12 protein-coding genes are annotated in these 24,585 nt (G+C 38.8%); 7 read left to right on the plus strand and 5 right to left on the minus strand.

Going from position 1 to position 24,585, the window contains the following annotated elements; translation table 11 throughout:
- The first annotated feature begins 63 nt into the window (after positions 1-63).
- The 5 genes from HG267_RS00910 to HG267_RS00930 all read left to right on the plus strand — a co-directional run bounded on the left by HG267_RS00910 (position 64) and on the right by HG267_RS00930 (position 6,691).
- The gene (locus HG267_RS00910; RefSeq protein WP_045867409.1) at positions 64-2,778 is read left to right on the plus strand and encodes a filamentous hemagglutinin N-terminal domain-containing protein; all 2,715 of its coding nucleotides are present in this window, start codon (positions 64-66) and stop codon (positions 2,776-2,778) included.
- A gap of 884 nt (positions 2,779-3,662) precedes the next feature.
- The gene (locus HG267_RS00915; RefSeq protein WP_045867408.1) at positions 3,663-4,151 is read left to right on the plus strand and encodes a hypothetical protein; all 489 of its coding nucleotides are present in this window, start codon (positions 3,663-3,665) and stop codon (positions 4,149-4,151) included.
- Positions 4,152-4,281: 130 nt separating this feature from the next.
- Complete coding sequence (locus HG267_RS00920; RefSeq protein WP_045867407.1) at positions 4,282-4,773, plus strand: hypothetical protein; 492 nt, start codon at positions 4,282-4,284, stop codon at positions 4,771-4,773.
- 261 nt (positions 4,774-5,034) lie between these two features.
- Positions 5,035-5,913, plus strand: a complete 879-nt coding sequence (locus tag HG267_RS00925; RefSeq protein ID WP_052335022.1) for a calcium-binding protein — start codon at positions 5,035-5,037, stop codon at positions 5,911-5,913.
- A gap of 100 nt (positions 5,914-6,013) precedes the next feature.
- Positions 6,014-6,691: a hypothetical protein gene (locus tag HG267_RS00930; RefSeq protein ID WP_045867406.1), complete on the plus strand. Its 678-nt coding sequence runs from the start codon at positions 6,014-6,016 to the stop codon at positions 6,689-6,691.
- Here the strand turns inward: HG267_RS00930 and HG267_RS00935 are convergent.
- Both HG267_RS00935 and HG267_RS00940 read right to left on the minus strand, forming a co-directional pair.
- A complete protein-coding gene (locus HG267_RS00935; protein WP_045867405.1) occupies positions 6,673-8,439 on the minus strand; it encodes a ShlB/FhaC/HecB family hemolysin secretion/activation protein in 1,767 nt (588 codons plus the stop codon). The genes HG267_RS00930 and HG267_RS00935 overlap by 19 nt on opposite strands.
- A complete protein-coding gene (locus HG267_RS00940; RefSeq protein WP_052335021.1) occupies positions 8,433-11,858 on the minus strand; it encodes a filamentous hemagglutinin N-terminal domain-containing protein in 3,426 nt (1,141 codons plus the stop codon). The genes HG267_RS00935 and HG267_RS00940 overlap by 7 nt, the downstream gene beginning before the upstream one ends.
- 176 nt (positions 11,859-12,034) lie before the next feature.
- Between HG267_RS00940 and HG267_RS00945 the strand changes: the two genes are divergently transcribed.
- Positions 12,035-13,585 carry an ATP-binding protein gene (locus HG267_RS00945; RefSeq protein WP_045867404.1) on the plus strand — a complete coding sequence of 517 codons (1,551 nt, stop codon included), beginning with the start codon at positions 12,035-12,037 and terminating at the stop codon, positions 13,583-13,585.
- 13 nt (positions 13,586-13,598) lie between these two features.
- Here the strand turns inward: HG267_RS00945 and HG267_RS00950 are convergent, their stop codons facing one another.
- Positions 13,599-18,572, minus strand: a complete 4,974-nt coding sequence (locus HG267_RS00950; RefSeq protein ID WP_168160919.1) for a filamentous hemagglutinin N-terminal domain-containing protein — start codon at positions 18,570-18,572, stop codon at positions 13,599-13,601.
- 281 nt (positions 18,573-18,853) lie between these two features.
- On the opposite strand from HG267_RS00950, the gene HG267_RS00955 reads away from it, so the two are divergent.
- Complete coding sequence (locus HG267_RS00955; protein WP_063749802.1) at positions 18,854-21,655, plus strand: CHAT domain-containing protein; 2,802 nt, start codon at positions 18,854-18,856, stop codon at positions 21,653-21,655.
- Positions 21,656-21,687: 32 nt separating this feature from the next.
- On the opposite strand, the gene HG267_RS00960 is transcribed toward HG267_RS00955, so the two are convergent.
- Both HG267_RS00960 and HG267_RS00965 read right to left on the minus strand, forming a co-directional pair.
- Complete coding sequence (locus HG267_RS00960) at positions 21,688-22,428, minus strand: DUF928 domain-containing protein (protein ID WP_045867401.1); 741 nt, start codon at positions 22,426-22,428, stop codon at positions 21,688-21,690.
- Between the two features lie 261 nt (positions 22,429-22,689).
- Complete coding sequence (locus HG267_RS00965) at positions 22,690-24,564, minus strand: CHASE2 domain-containing protein (protein ID WP_045867400.1); 1,875 nt, start codon at positions 24,562-24,564, stop codon at positions 22,690-22,692.
- Positions 24,565-24,585: the final 21 nt, after the last annotated feature.

Below are 24,585 nucleotides of genomic sequence, written 5' to 3' on the forward strand. Positions count from 1 at the left end.
CATGTTATTTTTCATACCTTTCCGGGAACGTTAACTTTAACGAGTTCAATCTAGGTATTGGTGATGAGAATTATCTACAAAGAATCAAACTTTTGGTTTCAATTGTTGTTAACAGCATTGACCACGGGATTTTTCACTTCAGGCATATCATCACTAGCCTTGGCTCAGGTGACATCGGATGGCACAACCAACACTATTGTCAATACCAATGGTAATGATTTTACGATTCTCAATGGGATTGATAAAGGAAATAATTTATTTCATAGTTTCAGTAATTTCTCTGTGCCGACAGGTGGTAGCACCACCTTTGATTTAACCAATACACCAAATATTACAACCATATTTAGTCGCGTCACAGGTAGTAATGTTTCCAATATTGATGGGTTGATTCGCACCCTCAATAGCAATAATCCAGTTAGTTTATTTTTGATTAACCCCAACGGCATTGCATTTGGACAAAATGCCAAATTGGATATTAGTGGTTCATTTGTAGGAACGACGGCAAGTAGTATTAAGTTTGCGGATGGGACGGAGTTTAGTACTACCGATCCATCTGTACCGCCATTATTAACTATGAGTGTGCCGATCGGATTGCAAATGGGAACAACAGCAGGTGCAATCGCAGTACAAGGTGCAACTACTAACGCTAATGGACTGCAAGTAAAACCAGGTCAAACTTTTGCCCTTATAGGCAGTGATATTAATCTAGCTCAAGCAAACATCCGTGCCTCTGATGGATATATTGAATTATGGGCATTACAGAATGGGGAAATTGCCATAAACAATAATAAATGGCAACTAGCTTCTGATTCAAATAATATCACCTGGGGCAATATCAATTTGCAACAATCTTCATCTATTGATACAGATGGTATAAATGGAGGTGCAATTAATATCCGGGGGCGAGGTCTAACATTACAGGATGGGTCGAATATTAGTTCTACGACCTCGGCTGGACAGGGAAAAGGTATAACTATTCAAACTACGGAATTTGTCAATCTTTTGGGAGTTTCTAATCCAAGACAACTTCTCCTTTCTGGTGTCAATACATCAGTAGGTAAGCAATTTGTTTTTCTTGCGCCACCAAGACCGCCAACAACTGGACGTGCAGGAAACATAACCATTGAAACCCAACACTTAAAGTTAGCCAATGGCGCATGGATTCAATCGACAACATCCGGTAACAACTCTATCGCTGGAGATATTAATATTCGGGCTACTGATGTTAATTTAGTCGGGTATGAAACACCTTTTTCTCTACCTATTGTCAGTTCGATTGGTACTTTAATCACGAATGGCAGCAACAATCAAAGTGGAAAGATGAGTATTGAAGCCCAAAGAGTTAGCCTATTTGATGGTAGTCGTGTCAGTAGCGGTATATTGGGGGGAAATGGCTCTGGAGGAGAAGTCTCTATTCGGGCAGGGGAAAGTTTAGAAATTCGGGGGGCTAACCCTAACGCTGGCATAACCAGTGCTGTTCTCGCCTCAATCGCAGCTGGAGCAAAAGGGCAAGGTGGTCGGATTATAATTGACACAGGAACCCTAATTCTAGCTAATGGTGGCACGATTACCAGTGCATTAGCAAGTGCCAGTAATGCGTTCTTTGGCCCAAGACCGGGAGCGCAGGGCACGGCTGGAAGTATTGACATTCGAGCAAGGGAAATACAAGTTAGCAATCCCTTGATCGATGGTTTTGGTGGAGACATCACTGGTATTACTGCTTCTCTCGGCAAGGGTGCTGCGGGTCAAGGGGGCAGCATTAATCTCACAGCAGATAACCTGCGTGTGTTCAATGGCGGACAAATTACCTCATCCACAGATGGCAATGGTGCTGCGGGCAGTATCAATCTGCAATTCAAAAACATTACGGTAGAGGGTATCTCTCAACCCTTAGCAGATGGTAGAATTTTACCCAGTGCGATTACTGCATCTTCAACAACTAGTTTTGCTGCGGGGTCTGTAAATATCACATCAGATGCAGTGCGTGTCAGAGATAATGCGGAACTAACTGTGAGTAATACAGGCAGTGGCGATGCAGGCAACCTAAATATTACTGCTAATAACATCTTCCTGGACAATGAGGGAAGTCTGCGTTCTGAGGTAAATGGAGGGGGTCAAGGTAACATCAACCTCACTGCCAATGATGTGTTGCTATTACGGCACGGTAGTAATATCGTTACTAATGCTCTTGGGACTTCCACAGGTGGCAACATTAATATCAATGCTGGGTCGATTGTCGCTGTATCCGAGGAAAACAGTGATATTTCAGCGAATGCCTTCTTGGGAAGTGGTGGCAATATTCAAATCACAACTCAAGGTATTTTTGGATTGAAGTTACGCGACCAACTTACCCCAGACAGTGATATTAGTGCCAGTTCTCAATTTGGTGTCAATGGTACTGTTCAAGTCAATACTATCGGTGTTGACCCCAATTCTGGGTTAGTTGAACTACCAGCAAATCTCAGCGTTCCATCACAGCAAATTGCTACAGGCTGTGCTGCTAATACTGGTAGTAGTTTTGTTGTCACGGGAAGGGGTGGTGTACCACAAAATCCTACACAGGAGGTGAGGAGCGATCGCACTTGGATTGATCTGCGTGATATCTCTGCATTCCACAACACAAAGCCACTACAAGCCCAAATTTCCCAACCTCCCAAGGTACTTGTACAAGCTACATCTTGGCATCGTAACGCCCAAGGTCAAATTGAGCTAGTCGCAGCAACATCTCCTAGCAAGATACAACCACAATTAACTTGTGCAGCGCTTCCCCAGAGTTAATTTACGCTGTTAAAGTTTCATAGAGTTTCTCTAGCTAAGGGTAGAAGCGCAGAGTCGTTCAAATTATCTGGATTTCACGCAGTTACAACTCTTGGATTTTTCAAAAAGAATTGTTGCCATTTATAAATGGAAATATTTTTAAAAGTAAAGTTTAGTTTCAGACAGAATCTATCAGAATTGAAGCGTGATATTTTAAAAACATGAAGCTAATAGAGCTTCACTCGGCGAATATAACAGCCAAGTTAACCAAGTCCAGTTAGTTAAGAGGTAAAAACGCTGTTAGATAGTCTGTATCGCCAACTAACAACAACACCCAACTCGAAAGCTGACATTTCCTCAATTTAGTAAAGAGGGGGATATTACAACTAAATTGTTATTACATAGCGAGTATGTAAATGATGGTTGTAGCCCCGTTTGTAAGATCAAAAAGAGGAAATCACTAAGCAAGTAGTAGCTTGGGTGTTGTTGTTTTGAGAAGCTTTTGAGATTTTATAAATTAAACCTACATTCCGCACTTCAAGCAGAGAATTGCGATTGCAATGTCTGGCAGATTCGTGTATACGCCTTCTCTTGATGCGGTGGAAGTGTGGGAAATGATGCGGTGGTATCCGCTTAAAGAGTAAATGAAGCAATACTGCTGACCTATGGCCAGGGTTATTTATCTTGATTGCAGTTTTGTGCCATTACTTATAACTCTTCGTGCCAAAAGACTGGTAGATAGGGTTATTTTATCTCAATAATTATGTCTCTATTATAGAAATGTCAGTGAAAGCACTGATGGCTCAAACATCAAGTCCTACAGCCAAAAAGTAATGATATCGCTGTTTGAGTTTGTATTTCCTAAAGCTGAAAAAAATTAAGAACTTAGTTGAATAGAGGTTATTATGCGACACTTCTTGAACTCTGTGGTGACGATAAGTGCTGTTTGTGCGATCGCATCTGCTCCCATATTAATTAAAACTTCTCCAGCTAATGCCGAAGAAGGAATGCGCGGTAGTTATGTAGGTATCGGTGTTAATGCTGATGGAAATGGTGCAGCAGCAGCTGTAACGGGACGTATCGATTTAAATCCTGTTTCGATACGAACTACTGTTACTGGTGCTTGTGATAGTGGTTTATGTGCAACGTTAGTAGTACCAACTGTTACCTATGATTTAGGTATTGGTAAAAACGCAAATATTTACGCAGGTATTGGTGGTTCTGCGGTTTCTATAAGTGATGGTAATTCTTCTATTTCTTTGGGGACTGGTGCTGTAGTACAGGCTGGTGCAGAGGGAGCTATTAGCCAAAATGTTGTTCTCTATGGTGATGGAACTTATTTCACTAATGGAGGTGGAACACTTTGGAAGGTTGGTGTTGGTTACAAATTCTAATAGCGAATAAAGTTTTGGGATTTAGATATGGGGATGTATATAAGTTCTAAAATCTAAAACCCAAAGTTATTACACCATTACTCATTAATTCATCATTTCTGACAATCTAGTATTTTGGATAATCAAGAGTATGAAATTCAAGACAACTGCTACTCTAGGGATTCTATTAATTAGTGTGACTGGATTATTTGGAATTGAGTCTGTAGATGCAAGAAATAATTCCGAAAAACCATCTTCATCATATAAAATTGCTCAAGTTAACTCGCAAATAACAGATGCTAAATCTCCAATTTATGGAACATTCAAACTGACCTACAGTGTTGATGGAATTGTTTATGAAAGCACTTTGGTGATGAATGGCTATAGCGGGTTGATGAAAACTAGATATTACAGTACTAATACAGGTAAAACAGAAGTTGTTAGACAAAACATGACACTCAAGTCAATACCTATAGGTTTATTTTTAATAGGTTCTAACCCTGTATATGACAAAAATTCTGAAAGGGCTAATGACTATTCTCCTGACAATTTTTTGTTTTCTATTACTCCTGATGGGCCAATATTTTATACTTGTGACAGAATGGAACGATGCTCTCATGTAGATTTAGAAGTAATTAAGTAACTTCTATATATATCTGTCTAAGTGCTTCTGGTAGTTAATACCTGTGAACAAAAGTAAGAGCACTAGCTGAATATTAATGTATGTGGAAATTACGCAACATTAGATGAAAAGATTTCATTCATTTTAAGTTTTAGATAAAAATTAAATCTTTTAAATCTGCGGAAAGCTTTTTTGAATAGCTGTGAGCCGCTATCTAATGTTGCCCAATTTCTGATAACAATGTTTTGCACCTACTAAACTATTGCGATTGGAGGCAAATAAATGACAATTTTTGGTACTCAAAATAATGATAGACTTTTGGGTTCTGTAGGTAATGATATTTTCGTTTCTTCGCCAGGAAATGATGTCATTATTGGTGGTAATGGTTTTGATACTGTTGATTATAGTAATTTTAGACAAGCCATTTCACTTTTCCCTCGTGGTGGTATTGGTAAAGGCAGTTTTGGAACTGACCAAATATTAAATGTTGAAAGAATTATTGCTCCTAATGTTCAAGGTAATACAATTAATGCTGCTAGTGGTTCGGGAGGAGCATCATTAAATGTTGATTTAGGTCAAAATAGACTTACTGTGAATAATATCCCAACAATTGGCTCCTTGAATTTTCAAGTTGTGAATTTTACCAATGTGTTGGGAACTGCTAATCGAGATCAAGTCATTGGTAATAATTTCAATAATACGATTGATGGCTTTGCTGGTAATGATTCACTCTTTGGTGCTGGTGGTAATGACCTTTTAATTGGTTCTGCTGGTAATGATTTGGTGGTAGGTGATGCTGGTAATGACATTTTGTTAGGTAGCAATCAATTTTCGCGAGGAAAAGGAGAATTTGATGTTTTGGTTGGCGGTAGCAATAATGATGCATTTATTTTAGGCGATCGCAGTGGGTCTTACTATGGTTTTGCTGGTAATGCAGATTATGCTCAAATTTCCGATTTATCCAGGGGAGATGTGATTCAGTTAGGAATCGGTGAAACTTATTTTGCTAGACCAGATGCTGCTGGGTTTGACTTATTTGTTGCTAGAGGGTCTGTTTTTGATTTAGTTGCAGATGTCCGTAGTACCTTTGCTGCAAGTTTACCAGTTGGGACTTTCACAATCGCTTCTGGTCAAAGTTTGGGTGTATTTTTGGGTGCTTAAATTTTAGCTGCTTCAAGGAATAAATTTTACCCAAAACCCTTTTAATAAGAGTTTTCGGGAAATGTGGGTAGTAATAATTAGCTTTGTGAGAGAGGTAACCATGCAAAGTATCAGACCCACACCCCGAAACTTTCACCGCAGACATGGGTTCATTTTATGGGAAAGATGGGTAATTGCAAATGTAATTGCAGAGATTTTCAATTTCACTTTGATTGCGATAGTAAATAATGCAGTCACAATGTTTGAAGATGTGAATGGTAATGAGATTTTAATTGTCATCGGTTTAATTAGAGGTATTGTATTAGGAGTTGCTCAATATTTTGTTTTGCGTCCCTATATTCCTAATTTCATCTATTGGTTAATTGCAACAACAGTTGGAGCCTTTATCGGCTGGATATTTTTGTTAGTGGTAAGTGTGATAACAGCCTTAGAATTAGCTTTGACTACTGAGGTATTACCAACTTCATTGCTATTTCTCAGGTTATTGTGGCTCGGTGCTACTATGGGGACAGTGATGGGTTTAGCTCAAGGTTTAGCCATAAAGAAATGTCTAAGATTAGGTATAAAAGAAGTAGTTTTGTTGATTAATGGTAATGCTTTCGCTTATGCTGTAAGTTTATTTTTGGGATTTAAAACTATAGCTAAGGTAAGTTTTTTCAATTTAGCGATCGCTGGAGCGACAATGGGAATTGTAAATGGAATTATTACAGGTTTAGTGTTAATTCACTTGGTAAATTTATCCCCAAGAAGATATAATTTTTATCGGAATGGTTGGTAATTAAAAGAGAAATATAATCCGTTATCTTGCAGCGAATTCCCCTTATCTTTGACTGCAATTAAAGGAATTCCATAATCTAAACTCAGATTTAAATCAGGTGTAACTTGCCAGCGCAAACCTGTACCAAGACTAGCAATTATACCAGGATCGGGATTTTCAGCGCGGTTGTTCCATCCACCACCAATTTCCAAAAAAGGCGTTAATTGAACTGTTTTTAATTGATTGCTGAGGGGAAAGCGAAATTCTATTGATGCTAACACTCCATTATCTGATACCAGTTGGTTTTGGCGATATCCCCTCACTGTATCCACACCACCAAGACTCAGCTTTTCTAGGGATAACAGTGAATTTGGAGTTAATTGAGTGTTGAGACGGGCAAGCATTAAGGTTCTGGGAGATAATTGCTGTACCCACTGAAACTGTCCCAACCAAGAAAAGAAACGTCCATCTGTTCCTGAATCGTTGATAGTTGCGTTAAATGCATCGATACCCCAACTAAATTGCGATCGCGCTGCTAAAACTCTGGTAGCATCTCTTTTTACCCAATCCTGGGTAAATCGAATTACCGCAACTCTTGATTTACCATCTTCTGGCCCCTCAGAGAAGGAAAAAGGAATATCATCAAGTATGTAAGTTTGACTGCGACGGACATCAAAACCAATACCCAAACCTAATTCGCTTTCTACTTTTTGCATAACAGGTTGACGAAAAGCAACCGAAAAACTCTCAGAGTCGCTACGGATACCTAACTCTTCAAAGTCGGATTCAATAATTTTGCTGTTATTGTTGCTATAGCGAAAGCTCAGAGAACCATTACGGGCATTTACTGGTAAGCTATAGCCTAAACTATATAAGTTTAATCCATCAGTTAAACCGTATTCAGCAGTGAATTTATCTCCTATACCTAATGGGTTGTTGTAACTGGTATAAACGCTACCTTGAATTGAGCCGACACTAGGGGATTGATTGTTAGCAATAATAATACCACCATTAAAAGCAGGAGCTTCTTTTAAACGTACTTGTAAAATGTTTAAACCAGGGGCGCGTCCTGCTGTTAATACGGCATTGACTTGTTCTAGTAAGGGGTCAATTTGTAATAGTTGTAATGCTTCTTCAAGGCGTTTTTTGTTTAATGGTGCTTTGGTAGCGAGTTCCAAGCGACTCCGCACATATCCTTCTTGTAAGCGGGTTAATCCCTTTATTTCAATACCTTCTAATTGTCCTTCTACTACTTGAATTGTGACTATACCATTTGCCAAATTGTTGTTATTATCGGGGGAAATAAACGCTCCCGAAGTGACGTAACCGTTGTCAAAGTAAAGCTGGGTAATTCTAGTCCGCAACTCAATTAAATTATCAAAGGTAACTTCACACTTTATATATTTTGACTTTATTTCCGCAATTCTATTGTTGAGAACAGTATTACCCAAAATATTTATTTGCTTAACACAAAACTTCCGAGTTGTGGGAGAGGGTTGTTGAGGGAGTTGTTCATTAGAAGGTGTTTGCAGTGGAAAAGTGGGAGCAGGAGAAGGAATTTCTGCTGGGGGAAGAGGTTCAGGGTTTTTGGGAATAGTTTCGATTTGTTCGGGAATATTTGGCGGAATATTGACACCAGCAGGGGGAGTTGATTGGGCTGTTGCGGTGAGAGAAATTGGATTAAAAGCGGCGATCGCCAACACCGAAATCATTATTTTTTGAAGCACCTGTTGCACCGCTTTTGTATCTCCTTTATAGAAAATCAACATTCTTTACCAAGTACAAGCTTCCCATTTGGCAGTTCGTATACTCCAGTTGGTTCGACAACGCGATCGCCAATTTGCCAGGGTCGTGTTTGTGTTGGTAATGTTGTTGATTCTGCTGGGATTGGTTGCACATCTCCAGTGGAATAGGAAGGAAGCGGAGCATCACCGGGACGTACAGCTACACCACCGGAACCTGTGATGAAGAATGAACCGTTTTGTTGTTGATTTCTGCGAGCTATGCAACTATTAGCGATGAGAGCATTAGTGTCGATGGCGGTTTGGGGCAGCTTGCCAAGGTTGTTTTGGATCGAACTATTATCCGGGGTGTTAACTTCAGTTGTACCAATCAGTTCAGGTGTTGCACCTGTTGCTGTGATGTCACTTTCTGAAGTTCGGGTGTTGCGGGCTTGGGTACCAAAGATAGTTCGCGCAGTTATGGAAACACGCCCACCGCGAAAGTCAGTAGAATTAGCACTGATGTCGCTGTTTTCTAAGGCAATTAAAGATTGTGTATTGATGTTAATGTTGCCACCAATGACATTTTCACCTTGAGCATTGGTGGTGATATTGCTGTTGCGACGGAGAAGTAAATTTTCTGTGTTAAGGTTGATTGTTGCTTGTTCTCTGTTTGGAGTTTTGTTAACACTCCGGGTGTTAGCAGTGATCAGAGCATTATTATTTAGGCGTATAGAGGCTGCATTAATATTCAAAATACCTGCATTGCCTGTTCCAAAACTTTGTACGGATATACCAGCACCATTTTCTATCAGTAACTCAGGGGTGTTAATTGTCAAATCGCCAGCATCTCCGGTAGTACCTGGCTCTGTTTGACCAAACAATCCACTAGAAAAAAAATTATTGGTAGATTCTTCTGTGATTTCTACCTTCCTCATCGCATTTACAATCAAATTTCCTCCTTTGCCTGCTCCAAGTACCCCAACACTTATTTGTGAACCATTCCGTACAAATAAATCGTTAGTGTTAATGATCAAGTTACCTGCATTCCCCTTTGCACTCGGGCCTACAGAAGTCCTCAAAGCAGAGCCATAAATATTCTCAGTAGACCTACCAATAAGTTCGACTTTACCAGGAGCATTGATAGTTAAATTTCCTCCGTTGCCTGCACCTCTTGTTGCAGTAATTACCTCTGCTCCATCACGTATAAATAAATCTTGGGCATTAATTGTCAAATCACCCGCATCACCAGTGGAACCTTGTGCAGCAGCAGAATTTAAACCACTAGGGGAACTATTGTCTGAACTCCTACCAATCAATTGGACTTTTCCTGAGGCATTGATAGTTAAATTACCTCCTCTACCAGCACCAAATGTAGCAGTGCTTACTTGCGCGCCATCTCGAACTATTAAATTTTGGGTGTTAACTTTCAAGTTTCCTGCATTTCCAATTCCACCCGTTTCTTTCTGTTGAGCAAATAAGCCGCTACCAAAACGACCATCATCAGATGTACCAATTAATTCAACTTTGCCGGAGGCATTTACAGTTAAATTACCTCCGTTCCCTCTACCAAATGTGTCAGCCCCAATCAGCGCTCCATCCCGCACAAGTAAATTTTGGGTGTTAATTGTCAAATCTCCTGCACTACCAATTGAATCAGGGTCAGCACTAGTAAATAAACCACTACCAAAACGACCATCATCAGAGCGTCCAATTAATTGCACTTCCTCGGCATTTACAATCAAATTTCCTCCGCTTCCAGACCCAAAAAGACCAGCAGATATCTGCCCCCCATTATTTACTAATAAATTTTGAGCATTAATATTTAAATTTCCTGCTTTCCCAACACCACGCATAGCTACACTAACTCGTGCGTTATCGCTTAATAGTAATGTTTTAGTCGTAATCGTTAAGTTTCCCGAATTACCTGTTGAATTTTTTTCAGCAGCAGCAAACAAGCCAGATGAACCAAGTACTTGCACGCTGTTGCTAGCATTTATAGTTAATTGCCCTCCATTGCCCGCAGCAAATGTACCAGCACTTATTTGCGCCCCATCTTGCACAAACAAGTCTTTAGTATTAATTGTTAAAGTTCCTGCATTTCCATCTGAACCTTCAACTGCTTGACTTGCCAAAGTACTGCGAATATTGTTACCTGTTACACCAATTACTTTGACACTATTAGAGGCATTAACATTTAAATTTCCACTATTACCTATACTGAAGGTGTCTGCACTAACTCTTGCACCATCACCCATGAGAAAATCTTGGATATTAATTGTTAAATTTCCTCCATTCCCTTCTCCAAATGTTATGGCAGATACAATGCTTCCAAATATAGAGAAGGTGTTTGCGTTGATATTAATATCACCTCCCTTAGCGGAGGCAACAAAATTTCCTATAAAGCTGTTTTGTTCAACTTTGATCGCTTCTGTCGCATTGAGGTTAATGTCACCTGCAACAATTTCACGAGTATTTAAAGAATCATTACTTCCAGCTAAAATCTGACTTCCTGCTAAAATATTTATATTTCGGGAATTGAAAGCAATACTACCTCCTTCAGCCGAAACCACATTTATCTGAGCGCTATTATTTAGCGACAGATTACCGCGCTGCACTTGAGAAGGGAAAGTCAAACTGAAAATATTACCGTCTGTTTGAATTTCAATATTCCCCTTTTCCGTCAAACCTCCCAACTCAACTCGTCCACCAGGAGCAAACAATACTTTACCATTAATATTGACGTTCCCACCTACCAACAGCAAACTCTTACCTTCAGGAACTGATAAGCTAGCATTGTTTTGAATCGCTGCATTTTGATTAATCTGATTAAAGAATAAAGCCGATGGGTTAACAGTTAACACCCCTGGTGTTTGGGGATTTGTCGCACTAAAATTTCCTTGAGCGCCAAATTGAATCCCGTTGGCAGTAGTCGCCACAAACGAAGCATCGACATCTAGACGAGCATTTTCTCCAAACACAATACCATTGGGGTTCATCAAAAATAGGTTGGCATTAGAACGGAAAAAATTACCATCAATTACTTGAATAGTCCCTAAAATACCCAAAATATCCGAGCGATTGCTTCCCGTTACCCGTGCCAAAATATTCTGAATGTTTGGATCGAAAACAAGAAAGTAAGCACCTCGATTTTCACCAACATTCAATTCTCGAAAACTGTGAAATAAATTCTGTCCCCGTTGCGCTCCACCTCCAATCACCTCGTTAGGAGTGCCGTCAAAGTTGAAGATTACCCTAGAAGACTCAGAACCAAGTGTATTATCCGGGACTAAATTACTTTGAGCCAAAACTGGGCATTGGGAACCTGTAAATGGGGAAAAGATAATTGATGCAAGCAACAGAGTTTTATATCTCTGCAATATTGCACCTCTGCATCCCAACAGAAGCGAAGCAGGCGAAATTTCAAGGAACTGCCACACTTTCCCACTCCAGCCCAATTTTTGCACTCTTCCTTTTCCCACACATAAAAGTTTTAAATTTAATAATAAAACTAGTATTTACACTGATTCTCTTCCTCACAATATCACGTAAGTAGATTGCAGAAAAGAAAATAAGCGATTAAAAATAGCTGCAACTTGAAGCGCTACACTAAGGACATCTCAACAATAGTCATCAAGTCCCTATGCCTCGTTGGTTTAACACCGCAGGCCCTTGTAAAGCCGACATTCACTACATGCTACCGCCAACTGTGAGGTTGCCTTCTTTGGAGCGACTAATTGCCCAAGAAAGCTATTTTGTCATCCATGCTCCTCGCCAAACGGGTAAAACCACGGCAATGCTGGCTTTGGCAAAACAACTTACAGGAAGCGGCAGCTATGCGGCAGTCATGGTATCTGTGGAAGTTGGCGCTCCATTTAGTGATGATCCTGGAACAGCCGAATTAGCAATTCTTGGTGCGTGGAATGATGCGATCGCAATCCGTTTACCCCAAGAATTACAACCACCTGCTTGGAAGTTTGAGGATGCAGGACAAAGGATTCGAGCTAGCTTGCAGGCATGGGCGCAAACTTCACCCCGACCTCTAGTAATATTTATTGATGAAATCGACTCTTTGCAGGATAAAGCCCTAATTTCAATTTTGCGGCAGTTACGTGATGGTTATCCCGAACGTCCAAAAAACTTTCCTTTATCTGTTGGGTTAGTCGGTTTGCGCGATGTGCGAGATTATAAGGTTGCTTCTGGTGAAAGTAATAGATTAAATACAGCAAGCCCCTTTAATATCAAAGTCCGCTCCCTCACCTTGAGAGATTTTAATACCAGTGAAGTTGAACAATTATACCAACAACATACCGAAGACACGGGACAAGTTTTTACCCCTGAGGCGATCACAACAGCATTTGATTTGACGCAGGGACAACCTTGGTTGGTAAATGCCCTTGCTAAAGAAATTGTCGAAGAGATGGTGACTGATGTAAATGTAGCAATTACACCTGAACATGTTCACGCAGCCAAAGAAATACTAATTAAAAGGCAAGATACCCATCTTGATTCCCTTGCCGAAAGACTGCCCCAAGCGAGAGTTAAGGCAATTATTGAGCCTATACTTGCAGGTTTAGAACTAGGGGATGTGCCAAATGATGATATCCAATTTGTCATTGACCTGGGCTTATGTAAAATGCACGCTTTGGGAGGACTGGCGATCGCTAATCCAATTTATCGGGAGGTTTTACCTAGAGTATTAACAGTAACACTGATGGCTTCTTTGCCTCAAATAGCACCTACTTGGTTAACTCAGTCAGGTGAGTTAGATACGGATAAGCTATTACAGGCATTTTTAGCGTTTTGGCGACAACATGGGGAACCGTTACTTGGTAGCGCTTCTTACCATGAGATTGCTCCCCATTTGGTACTAATGGCATTTTTACATCGGGTGGTGAATGGGGGTGGAACCCTAGAAAGGGAATATGCCATTGGACGCGATCGCATGGATTTATGTCTGAGATATGGCAAGATTACTCTAGGAATCGAGTTAAAAGCTTGGCGGGATAAAAGAAGAGAACCAATGGAATCAGGTATTGAACAGTTAGATTCCTATTTGGCAAGGTTGGGGGTAAATTTTGGTTGGTTAATTATTTTCGATTTACGTGCCAAGGCTTTACCCATCGAAGAACGATTAACAACTGAAGTCACAACTACAAAAAATGGGCGTTCTGTGACTATTGTTAGGGCTTAGTTGGGGTATACAATTAACATTCTTTACCAAGTACAAGTTTCCCATTTGGCAGTTCGTATACTCCAGTTGGTTCGATAATGCGATCGCCAATTTGCCAGGGTCGTGTTTGTGTAGGTAATGTTGTTGATTCTGCTGGGATTGGTTGCACATCTCCAGTGGAATAGGAAGGAAGCGGAGCATCACCAGGACGTACAGGTACACCACCGGAACCGGTGATGAAGAAGGAACCGTTTTGTTGTTGATTTCTGCGGGCTATGCAACTATTAGCGATGAGGGCATTGGTATCGATGGCAGTTTGGGGGAGTTTGCCAAGGTTGTTTTGTACGAAACTTGTATCAGGTAGGACAATTACACCAGATACAGCACCGCTAGCGTTGATATCTACTCGGTTATTTTCTTCTAAAGTCAGTGGATTAGTACCAGGAGTTGCGGGACGATAATTTTGTCCAAAGAAAGCTGGTGTATCAAAGGTGATGTTACCGCCTTTCCCATCTTGAGCAAAAGCGAAAATGTCACTGTCCCCAAAAGCGAGAATAGAGTCTGCCGTAAGTTTAATATCACCACCACCACCAGCACCGCTAACAACGGAGGTAGAGATGTTACTGTCTCCGAAAAAGCGAATATTTTCAGCATTAACATTAACACTTCCTCCTGATGATTGTCTGGAGAAAGTCAGAATATTACCATTTGTAAGATTTAAAGTTTTATCAACATTAATATTAATGCTACCTGCCTTACCTTGCCCAAAAGCTGTAGTACTAAATAATCCTCCATTGGTAATGGCTAGATACGCTGTATTAACACGAATATTACCTCCATTCCCGGTACTATTGTCTGCAATAATACTGAAAGCTGCACTATTCAATATGCTATTTTGCAAACTTATAAAGCCGTCAAAGGATATGTTCTCATGAGCATTAATAATAATATCACCAGCATCACCTGTACCAAAAGTACTAGCTTGAAGCTGACTGCCATTAGCTACTGATAGCGAACCAGTATCAATACGAATTAGTCCACCCTTACCGTTACCAAAACGCCCAGGACTAGAAACTGTTCCAACAATATTTGAGATAATTGCTCCATCATCCAATGAAGTGCGATCGCGGGTACTGATAAAAATATTGCCTGCATCTCCTTCCCCTTGAGTACTAGCTCTGAGTTGAGAATTACCTGTAAGAGATAGTAATGCTGCATCAACACGAATATTTCCACCGTTACCTTTTCCACCATTATTACTTGTAATCAACTGTGCGCGATTATCAACGAAAAGATGACCTGTGTTAATCTCAATATTACCTCCCTTACCTACTGCTCCTTGTTCTACACTACTAAAGGCGGAACTAGGAATTTGTCCTGTTGAGCTTGTGCCGTCAAACAAAACAAAATCGCGAGTATTGATAAAGATATTTCCTGCATCACCTCTATTTCTAGTACCTGTCTGAAGTTGGGCACCACCAGTTACTGACAATGAGCCTGCTTGAATATTAATATCACCACCGTTACCCTGCCCAGCTAATTGAACAGTACTCAAAACTCCACTTAACAAGTTACCATTCTGACTAGTTCCAGCAATAGATACTCCATTTTTTGCATTGATAGTTATATCGCCTGCATCTCCAACACCCCAGGTAGAGGCTCTTAATTGAGCGCCATTAGTCAGCTTAAGTGAGTCAGTTTCAATTGTAATATTGCCACCTTTACCCAATACTTGAGGATTGAATATCTCACTAAAAATACCGCTAGGAGATAACCCATTTTCATTTACACTTACCCCATCCATCGTGATGCGATCGCGAGAATTAATCCACACGTTACCTGCTTTTCCTTCTCCAAATGTACTAGCTTGAATTTGCCCTCCATTAAATACAGATAAAGAAGCTGAATTTACTTCGATGTCACCCGCAATACCTGAGCCAATGGAGCGATTGTAAAACCCACTGTTGGGATTGTACCGCCAGTTAATTTCGGGTATTAAAGCTGCACGTTCGGAAAAAATTGGGTCACTACCTGAAATAGTGATGTTAGCATTGGCGTTGATAGTTATTTCACCTGCTTGTCCACTGCCGTCAGTACTTGCCTGCAATTGCCCGCCGCTAATAGCTTCCAAAGAATTAGTATTTATGGTAATGTTACCCCCACGTCCAGCAGCCGTTGTGCGACTATCTAAAACTGCTCCCTCTGAAATACGGAAAGCTGAAGTGTCAACAGTTATATTGCCCCCTGAATTATCAGACTCAGTAAAAGTCAAAATTGCGCTAGAACGACCAGATGCAGCCGTACTACCAGCTATATTCACAGCATCTGAAGTGCTAATCTGAACATTACCTGCATCACCTTGTCCTCCAGTAACAGCAATTAATTGCGCTCCATTTGTTAAAGAAAATGTACCTGTGGCAATATGAATTTTCCCCCCTTGCCCAATGCCATTTTCTTCAACGCTAGTAGAAATGGCTGTTATGAAATTTTTGTCATTAGGGTTGATGCCATCTAGCAAAACGTTATTTTTTGCTTCAAGAATAATATTTCCAGCTTTCCCCGTTCCATCAGTTCTAGATGCTAAAGTTCCTCCATTTGTCAAAGAAAGCCTATCTGTAGAGATTTTAATATCTCCTCCCTCCCCAAAAGCTCCCGTTTCAACACTGGTAAAAATATACCCTGTATCTATTGAAGTTGCTTCACGCGCATTAATTAAAACGTCACCTGCATTACCATTTCCTAGAGTACTAGCAAAGAAAATTGCATAATCCACGAGACTAAAAGAAGCAGAGGAAATATTAATGTCTCCTCCCTTACCAATGCCTGTTTTCTCTACGTTGCTAGAAATAATTGCTGTATCTGCTGATACAGTATCTCGTGCATCAATAGTAATATTTCCTGCATCACCTGTCCCTGATGTACTAGCATTTAATCGTACTGCATTCAACAAAAGAGAATTAGTATAAATATTAATATTTCCTCCCTTGCCTAAAGCATTTTCACTCACTTGACTAAGTAAAGACCCACCTTTATTCAAAGAGACGTTATCTTTAGCTTCAATCGTTATATTTCCTGAGTCACCTTTGCCATATGTAATGGTAGAGAGTGCTGCTCCATTTGTGAGAAAAAGGTTTCCTGTATTAATGCTAATATCTCCACCCTTTCCCATTGCTGCTCCCCATACACTGTTGAAAATATATGCATTATCAAAAAAAGCTCTATCTCCTGCTTCAATCAAAATATTGCCTGCATCCCCGAAATTAAGGGTACTAGCATTGAAGGTTGCATCATCAAATAATTCCAATATGTTAGTAGAGATACGGATATCCCCTCCCTTGCCTCTACCAGTTCGTTCCACACGACTAGCAACAACGGTGTCATCACCCTTAAATGTTGCGCGATCGCGTGCCTCTATTATGATATTGCCTGCATCGCCAATACCAAACGTACTAGAACTCATTTGGGCATCATTAGATAGTTCAAGAATATTGGTAGAGATGCGAATATCACCTCCCTTACCCTCTGCTTGTGAATTATCATTTCCACCCAAGCTACTAAAGATGGCTGTATTGCTAAAATTTGTTGCCTTATTACCCGTGAGAGAAACGCGATCGCTAGCCTCAATTACAATATTTCCTCCATCTCCAACACCAAGTACAGGAGTAATTAATTGAGCGCCATCCAACATTTCCAAGGTATTAGTGGAAATGCTAATATTGCCTCCCTTACCCCTACCAGTTAGCCGCACACCACTATCAACAGTCGTGTCATCACCACTAAATACAATGCGATCTAGAGCATTTATGTTGATGTTACCAGCATTTCCAATTCCAGAGGTTCTACTTATTAAACTTGAACCGCCCAGTACAAACAACGAGGTAGATTTGATGTTTATATTGCCGCCATTACCCGTTTCATCTGGACTAACATCACTGCGGATAGAACTATCAGATTCAATCCTAACAGTATCTGAAGCATTTATAGTGATATCACCAGCCTGAGTATTTACTGAACCAAAACCACCATCAATTCCTGCAAAAATGTGGCTATCTGTCAAAATATTTAAATTTCGAGCGTTGATTGCTATATCTCCACCACCGTTAGCCGAAACATCAATTATCGAAGTATTAACCAGAGAAACATCCGCTTTTTGCCCTAGTTCTGGAAATTGTAATTTTAATCCTTGGCTAGCAAAATCTACGCCTACACTCCCTGCATCAGCTAATCCACCTAACTCTACCCTTCCACCAAACGCCGCTAAAATACCTCCATCTAAACGAACTTCACCACCTACAAGTAATAAACTTGCACCGTTGGGAACTCGTAATAATCCTCGATTTTCTATCGTCCCAATTTGATTAATCTGATTAAAAAACAAAGCCGATGGGTTAATAGTTAATACCCCAGGTGTCTGGGGATTTGTCGCACTAAAACTTCCTTGATTTCCAAATTGAATCCCGTTAGCGGTTGTCGCCACAAACGAAGCATCGACATCTAGACGAGCATTTTCCCCAAACACAATACCATTGGGATTCATCAAAAATAAGTTGGCGTTGGTACGGAAAAAATTGCTATCAATTATTTGAATAGTCCCCAAAGTACCTAAAATCTCCGAGCGATTGCTTCCCGTTACCCGTGCCAAAATATTCTGAATGTTTGGATCGAAAACCTGGAAATAAGCACCTCGATTTTCGCCAACATTAAACTCTCGGAAACTGTGGAATAAATTCTGTCCCCGTTGCGCTCCACCGTCAATAACCTCGTTAGGAGTGCCGTTAAAGTTGAAGATTACCCCAGAAGCCTCAAAACCCAATGTATTATCCGGTACTATGTTACTTTGAGCCAAAGCTGGACTGATGAAAGCGGCAATTCCAACGGTAAACTGTGCGATTCCCCAGGAAAGCTTCGCTAACGCACCCAAGCATCCCAACAAAACCGAAGTAGGCGATGCTTTTTTTGCACTACAATGCGATCGCTTAACTTTTCTACCCCTGCCTAGTTTTTTCACTTTCCCCACTCCCACGACTCAAAGCTCTAGAGCAAAGCGCGATCGCTCAACCTGTATTTATACTGATTCCATTTCTCAGATTATCATGTGTGTACTCTGTAAAACACTAGAATATCTAATTTTACTTACGTCATCTTTTTTGATAACTCAGTAGCTAAGGATTCATGATTTTCTAGTGACAAGCTTTTTGGTAGTCTATTGAATTAAAGCCTTCTGTGAGGTGTGTATATTTTATCTCTGCACAGAATTTTCAAACCACAATCAGCTACAGGAGTTAACCCGTGTCAAGCCGATATCAGAAACATAGATTGATAGCATTATTCTGCGGAATCGGCTTTACTCTTTCTCTATGGTTGGGTCAGTTATCATCCACAAATTTACAGGTGCAACTAGGGGAAGTCGCAACAGCACAAAATAGTAACTCAAGTCAACTAGTTCAAAAAGGTATCGATAGTTATCGTTTAGGAAATTTTCAACAAGCGATCGACTTTTGGAACGAAGCGCTAAAATTCTACAAAAACCATCAAAACCCTGTTAGCGAAGCTATTGTGCGAGAAAATTTAGCGAGAGCATATCCACAAATCGGTCACACAGAAGCAGCAATTACCAATTGGGAGCAAGTTATTAGCTTATATCGAAAACTTCAAAGCAGTCAGCACAGAGAAGAAAAAATCGCTAGCGCCACAACTGAGTTAGCGCAAGTATACAGCAGTATCGGACAACCAAAAAAGGCGATCGCGCTTTTGTGTAATCCTGAAGAAAATGATAATAATGAGGACAAGAAGAAACAAAAAGATAATAATGAGAACTGTACAAAAAATAGTATTTTGCAATTTGCCCAAGACACTAGTTTAGAAATAGCTATTTTAGGTACTTTAGGTGATGCCTATCGACTAACAGGAACAGACGATTACGAAAAGGCAATTTACTATCTTGAATCTGGTTTAAAGAAAGCAAAAGAAAAAGAAAAGAAAAATCCTGTTTATTTTACTTCACTCAACAATAGTCTAGGTAACACTTATTTACAAAAAGCTTTATTAAACTACCGTCGTGCTTTGAGTCCAGTCGGAAGCTTTAATGATACTTCCAAATTTAAACAATATGCCAAGGAAGAAATAAAAAAAGCACATATTCATTTACAGCAAAGCCTGACAAATGCTCAAATTCAATCAGATAAAAAATCTGAAATTAAAGCAATAGAAAGCTTAGGTCATCTATACAAAACTTTAGAACAAGAAGAATTTAAAGAAATTCTAGATACTGATAACACACTTAATAAAATTAATCCTTCCCAAGAAATTAAAAAATTATTAGAGCAAGGGAATAATATCTTAAAAGATTTACCCCGAAATCGAGAACGAGTATATACGACCATCAATTTAATCAATTTGCAAAAATCAACAGCGAGAAAATGTATAGCATCAAATTTTGATAAGCAAGCTGAAGAACTACTCGATGATGCTATTAATATTGCCCAAAGCCTGAAAGATAGTCGTGCGGAGTCATTTGCATTAGGAGAAAAGGGTTATATGTACGAATGTCGTCAAGAATATGGAAGTGCGATCGCATTTACCGAAAAAGCCAGAGTCGCAGCAGAAACTGCAAAGTCTCCAGATAGCTTGTATTTGTGGGAGTGGCAAATTGGACGTATTCTTAAGGCGCAAAACCAGACAGAAGAAGCAATTAAAGCTTACGAGCGAGCAATTAATACATTAGAAGGAAGCACCCGTGCTGATATTTTAACAGCAAATCGAGATATTCAATTTGACTTCCGAGATAGTATCGAGCCAATTTACCGCGATTTAGTTGCAATGAAACTCAGCTTGGAGACATCAGTTGAAGCATCAGGTAAATCTATTGAGCCTAAAGACGATAAAAGTGATTTCAGTTCTATTCTTAAGACTATTGATTCTTTAAAATTAGCGGAATTACAAAACTATTTTGGTGATGATTGTAATTTTCCAGCTTTCAATCAAAGTAGAAATAACTTGCAGGATATTTCAGCAGAGAATTTTGTAAATAAATTTATTGTTGAATCCCAGAAAAATTTGAAGAATACAGCTTTTATTAGTACCTTTATTTTAGAAGATAAGACAGCAATAATTTTAACCCTTCCAGATGGTACAAGTAGTTTGGGATGGTATCCCAAAAAACGTGAAGAAGTTGAAAAGGAAATTGATCAATTTCGTATTAATATACAAAATTTAACAGGCAGAGGTGAGTTTAATAATAAATTTGCTAAAAACATTTACGATTGGATGATTGGCAAATTTAAATTCTTACAGCAAGAAAATCATGAAAATCATATTGACACTTTAGTCTTTATCCAAGATGGTGTTTTACGAAATGTGCCGATGGCAGCACTTCATGACGGTAAGCAGTTTTTAATTCAGCGATATGCCATTGCGACAATCCCTAGTTTGACTTTGACTAAAGCAGAACCAATGAATCGTCGAAATTTACGGGTACTAGCTTTAGGTTTAAGCCAAGAAGCTGAGGTAAATGGTCAACGATTTAAGGCACTTTCTAATGTAGTCGAAGAAGTAGAAGAAATTAGAAAGAAGATATCGGGAAAACAATTGTTAGACCCTAAATTTACATATGACAACTTGGAAGAAGAACTCAAGAGAGATTCTTACCCTATTATTCATATAGCAACTCATGGGCAATTTGGTATTAGACCAGAAGACACTTTTATCGTTACGGGAGATAACAATAAAATTACCTTCAACGAATTAGATAAAATAATTCGTAGATTTGCTCGTAATACCGAACTGTTAGAATTATTAACTTTGACGGCTTGTGAAACAGCCACAGGAGATAATCGTTCTACTTTAGGATTAGGAGGTGTTGCAGTACAAGCGGGAGCAAAAAGCGCTTTAGCTTCTCTTTGGATGATTAATGATGGGATCGCAGGACAAGTAGCTGTAGGTTTTTATGATGAATTACTTCGTAGTCCTAAGGTTAGTAAAGCAAAAGCATTGCAAACTGTACTAATAAAGTTTATTGTGGATGAAAATGCCAACACATTTAATCATCCACGGTATTGGTCTCCTTTTGTAATGATTGGTAACTGGCTGTAATGTTTCCTAGAATAATCAAAAATCAAAAATTATTATCGCTTCTGTTTTTCTACATCGATAACTAATTGAAGTCGTTTAGCTTGATCTTCTAGTTCTTTCTTGCTAATACCCTGTAAACTATTTGCTCCTTGGATTTCAGACTGTGTGATTTTTTCTAACAAATTTAATTTAAATTCTCTATTTTTATGGTCATCATCTATTTCGGCTAGAGCATCATACCAAAAACCAAATTTAGCATATAATTCTGCTCTCTCTCTATTACTTTTTGCCTGATTGAGTTGAATTTTTAAGCTGATTGGAATATTGATAACCTCAAAAACTGCTTCTGCAATTACATTTTTAATTGGGTTCTTATTGTCACACAGAAACGCTATTTGCCAAATATATTTTTTCCCAATAGATAAACTACCCTTCTCTTTTGGAAAAAGATAATTCATAATTCCTGATTTGCTTTGTAAAGGAATTTGCTCGAAAATCTCTTTCCCTTTACCCTTTTCACTATATTCATAAAGATACAATTCCATCGGGTATGGTTGAGTATCAGGTACAAACCAAGAAAATACTGGTTGAGTAGAAACGGTTTTTCCATAAATAGAATTAAGGACTGTTAGGGTTGCTGTTGTATCAGCATTACATCCTCCTCTATTTCCATTTCCGATAGTTGGATTTTGTGGACGAGTAGGGTATGTCGGCCCTTTTGTAGTATTTGCAAATACTATACTTGTCAGGAAGAAAAAACATAGGAGAAACAAAGATAATGCTAGTTTAGTCATCCAATATTTTTTGGATAAATAATTTTTATTCATCGCGGCTTGTAGTTAAGAATGATGACACATTATGTACTTCTAAATAGAATACAACTAAAGCATTTATAAGTAATTAGATATTTCTTCCTAATTAATGACGAGAAAATGCAACATCTTTGGCATGAAAATGCCAATTACAAAAATTAGTTAATCTTAAATCAATCTCTTATTGTACTAGGCAAGAGATTCATACTACGATAGACATCCCCAGAATGAATTATTACTCCTCTACCATTTCCACAGCCAGATTTTTTTTGATGACCAAGTAAGTTGGCAAATTGTTCCTTTTGGAGAATTAGCAACACGTTCAAATTTTCCACCCAACTGTTTAGCTAAAGTCATTGCTTGCTGGGTTCCAAATCCTTGATGAGATGAGTTAGTAACTCCATCAAGTCCTAAACCGTTGTCTGTAACTCTTATTATATTTTTCCCCTGCTTGCAATCACAAATAATCTCTACCTTCGTAGCATTTATCGCGTATTTACCAACATTACATAGTGCTTCTTCTAGAAAACGACAAATACTATGTCTGAGTTCGAGAGTCAAGTTTTTTTCATCAAGAGGTTTAAAACTTACTACATTAAATTTAATTGCAGCAAAGTAGGGAAAATCTCTATCAAAAACATCAATATACACTTCATTAAGGACTTCATGAAGAGATTTTTTTAAATCAACTTCTTTTTGTTGATTGAGATAAAAACGATTGCCCCCCATAAAGCTTTCTTGCTTAACTAATCTATAAACACTTCGCAATTCTTGATTAAGTTTACCCAGTTCTGATAAAAATATGTCTGTAGATATTTCTTGATTATCTTCGGCTTGCCTAAGCATTCGAGCAATAGTTTGTAGTGGGCCATTATGGATAATATTAAATGTTTTCTCAACCGTATTAATCACTAGTTGACGTTCCTGAATCTGTACTCGTAAACTTGCTTCATTTCTATCAATTGCTGCTAATACTGTAGCAAAACCATTAACAGTCAATATCAAAAATGGTGGAACAAATGGAACCCACAAGCCTTTAAATATTAACAAATAACACGCTATTATGAAAGTAATAATTGTGATAAATACATAAAAAATAAGTATTAATGGAGAACGTAATTTTCGCCCTAAGGTAATACTCAAGCATCCCCAAGTAATTATCCAAATATATTCCCAAATCTCATTCCAATAGTTGATGAAAGGTCTTTTGTTTAAAACTGCACTTATAAGTTGACTAGTGACATGAGCATGTATTTCGATGCCGTAAATCAATGAATTATCTTGATTTTTTATAGTATTAGAAAAAATATAATCCTTGACACTAGAAGTAGTAATACCAATTAGTACTATTTTATTGTGAATCCAACTATGATTCACTTTTCGATTGTTGATGTCTCCAAGGGAAACTATGCGAAAAGGTTTATGATTACTGCGAAAATTTATTAGTGTCTGATATCCACCATTATCCTCAGAAATATAGCTACCAGAATTTGGTAATAATGACGGAATTTTCGTGGAATTAAACTTCATAATGTATTCTTTACTCGGAGTTTCCTCTTCTTTCAATTCAATCCCTTTTGTTTTCAAATAAATATCTGCTAATTTAAGCGATAAAGAAAGTCGCCATTCATTTTTATGATTTGGTGCAGCCAATAAAGTACGTCTTTGTGTACCGCTTCTATCAACAGGAGCATCGACAAATCCTACTTGATCTTGTGGTAAATTCAAAGGAGGATTTACAATATCATGCAAAATCTTTTCCACACCAACCAAATTTTTCATCTCTTTAAAGACGCTAGCTAATTCCTTATGTCCTGGTTCAACAGGTATATCTCTATAAATATCTAGCCCAACCGCAGCAGGTTGATAACTTTGTAATGTTCGTAATAACTTAGCAATTTCTCCATCGGGAACTGGATATTTTTTTAATTTTTGAATATCCTCTTCGTTAATTCCAACAATCAAAATTCTTTCATCTATAGGTTCATTTGGACGCAAACGCATAAACGTATCGTATGCAGCCAGTTCCAATGATTGCAATGAACCTAGCATTCGTGCTGCTATGACAAAACCAATTGCTACAATTCCCGGTAATACACCAATACGTCTTAAACTCATATTTCTGAATATAAAATGACC

Source organism: Tolypothrix sp. PCC 7601, assembly GCF_025677855.1.
Lineage (GTDB): Bacteria > Cyanobacteriota > Cyanobacteriia > Cyanobacteriales > Nostocaceae > Aulosira > Aulosira diplosiphon.

Coding starts and splice junctions, on each gene's coding strand:
- HG267_RS00910 (WP_045867409.1), top strand. CDS start 64: ATGAGAATTATCTACAAAGAATCAAACTTTTGGTTTCAATTGTTGTTA.
- HG267_RS00915 (WP_045867408.1), top strand. CDS start 3,663: ATGCGACACTTCTTGAACTCTGTGGTGACGATAAGTGCTGTTTGTGCG.
- HG267_RS00920 (WP_045867407.1), top strand. CDS start 4,282: ATGAAATTCAAGACAACTGCTACTCTAGGGATTCTATTAATTAGTGTG.
- HG267_RS00925 (WP_052335022.1), top strand. CDS start 5,035: ATGACAATTTTTGGTACTCAAAATAATGATAGACTTTTGGGTTCTGTA.
- HG267_RS00930 (WP_045867406.1), top strand. CDS start 6,014: ATGCAAAGTATCAGACCCACACCCCGAAACTTTCACCGCAGACATGGG.
- HG267_RS00935 (WP_045867405.1), bottom strand. CDS start 8,439: ATGTTGATTTTCTATAAAGGAGATACAAAAGCGGTGCAACAGGTGCTT.
- HG267_RS00945 (WP_045867404.1), top strand. CDS start 12,035: ATGCCTCGTTGGTTTAACACCGCAGGCCCTTGTAAAGCCGACATTCAC.
- HG267_RS00960 (WP_045867401.1), bottom strand. CDS start 22,428: ATGACTAAACTAGCATTATCTTTGTTTCTCCTATGTTTTTTCTTCCTG.
- HG267_RS00965 (WP_045867400.1), bottom strand. CDS start 24,564: ATGAGTTTAAGACGTATTGGTGTATTACCGGGAATTGTAGCAATTGGT.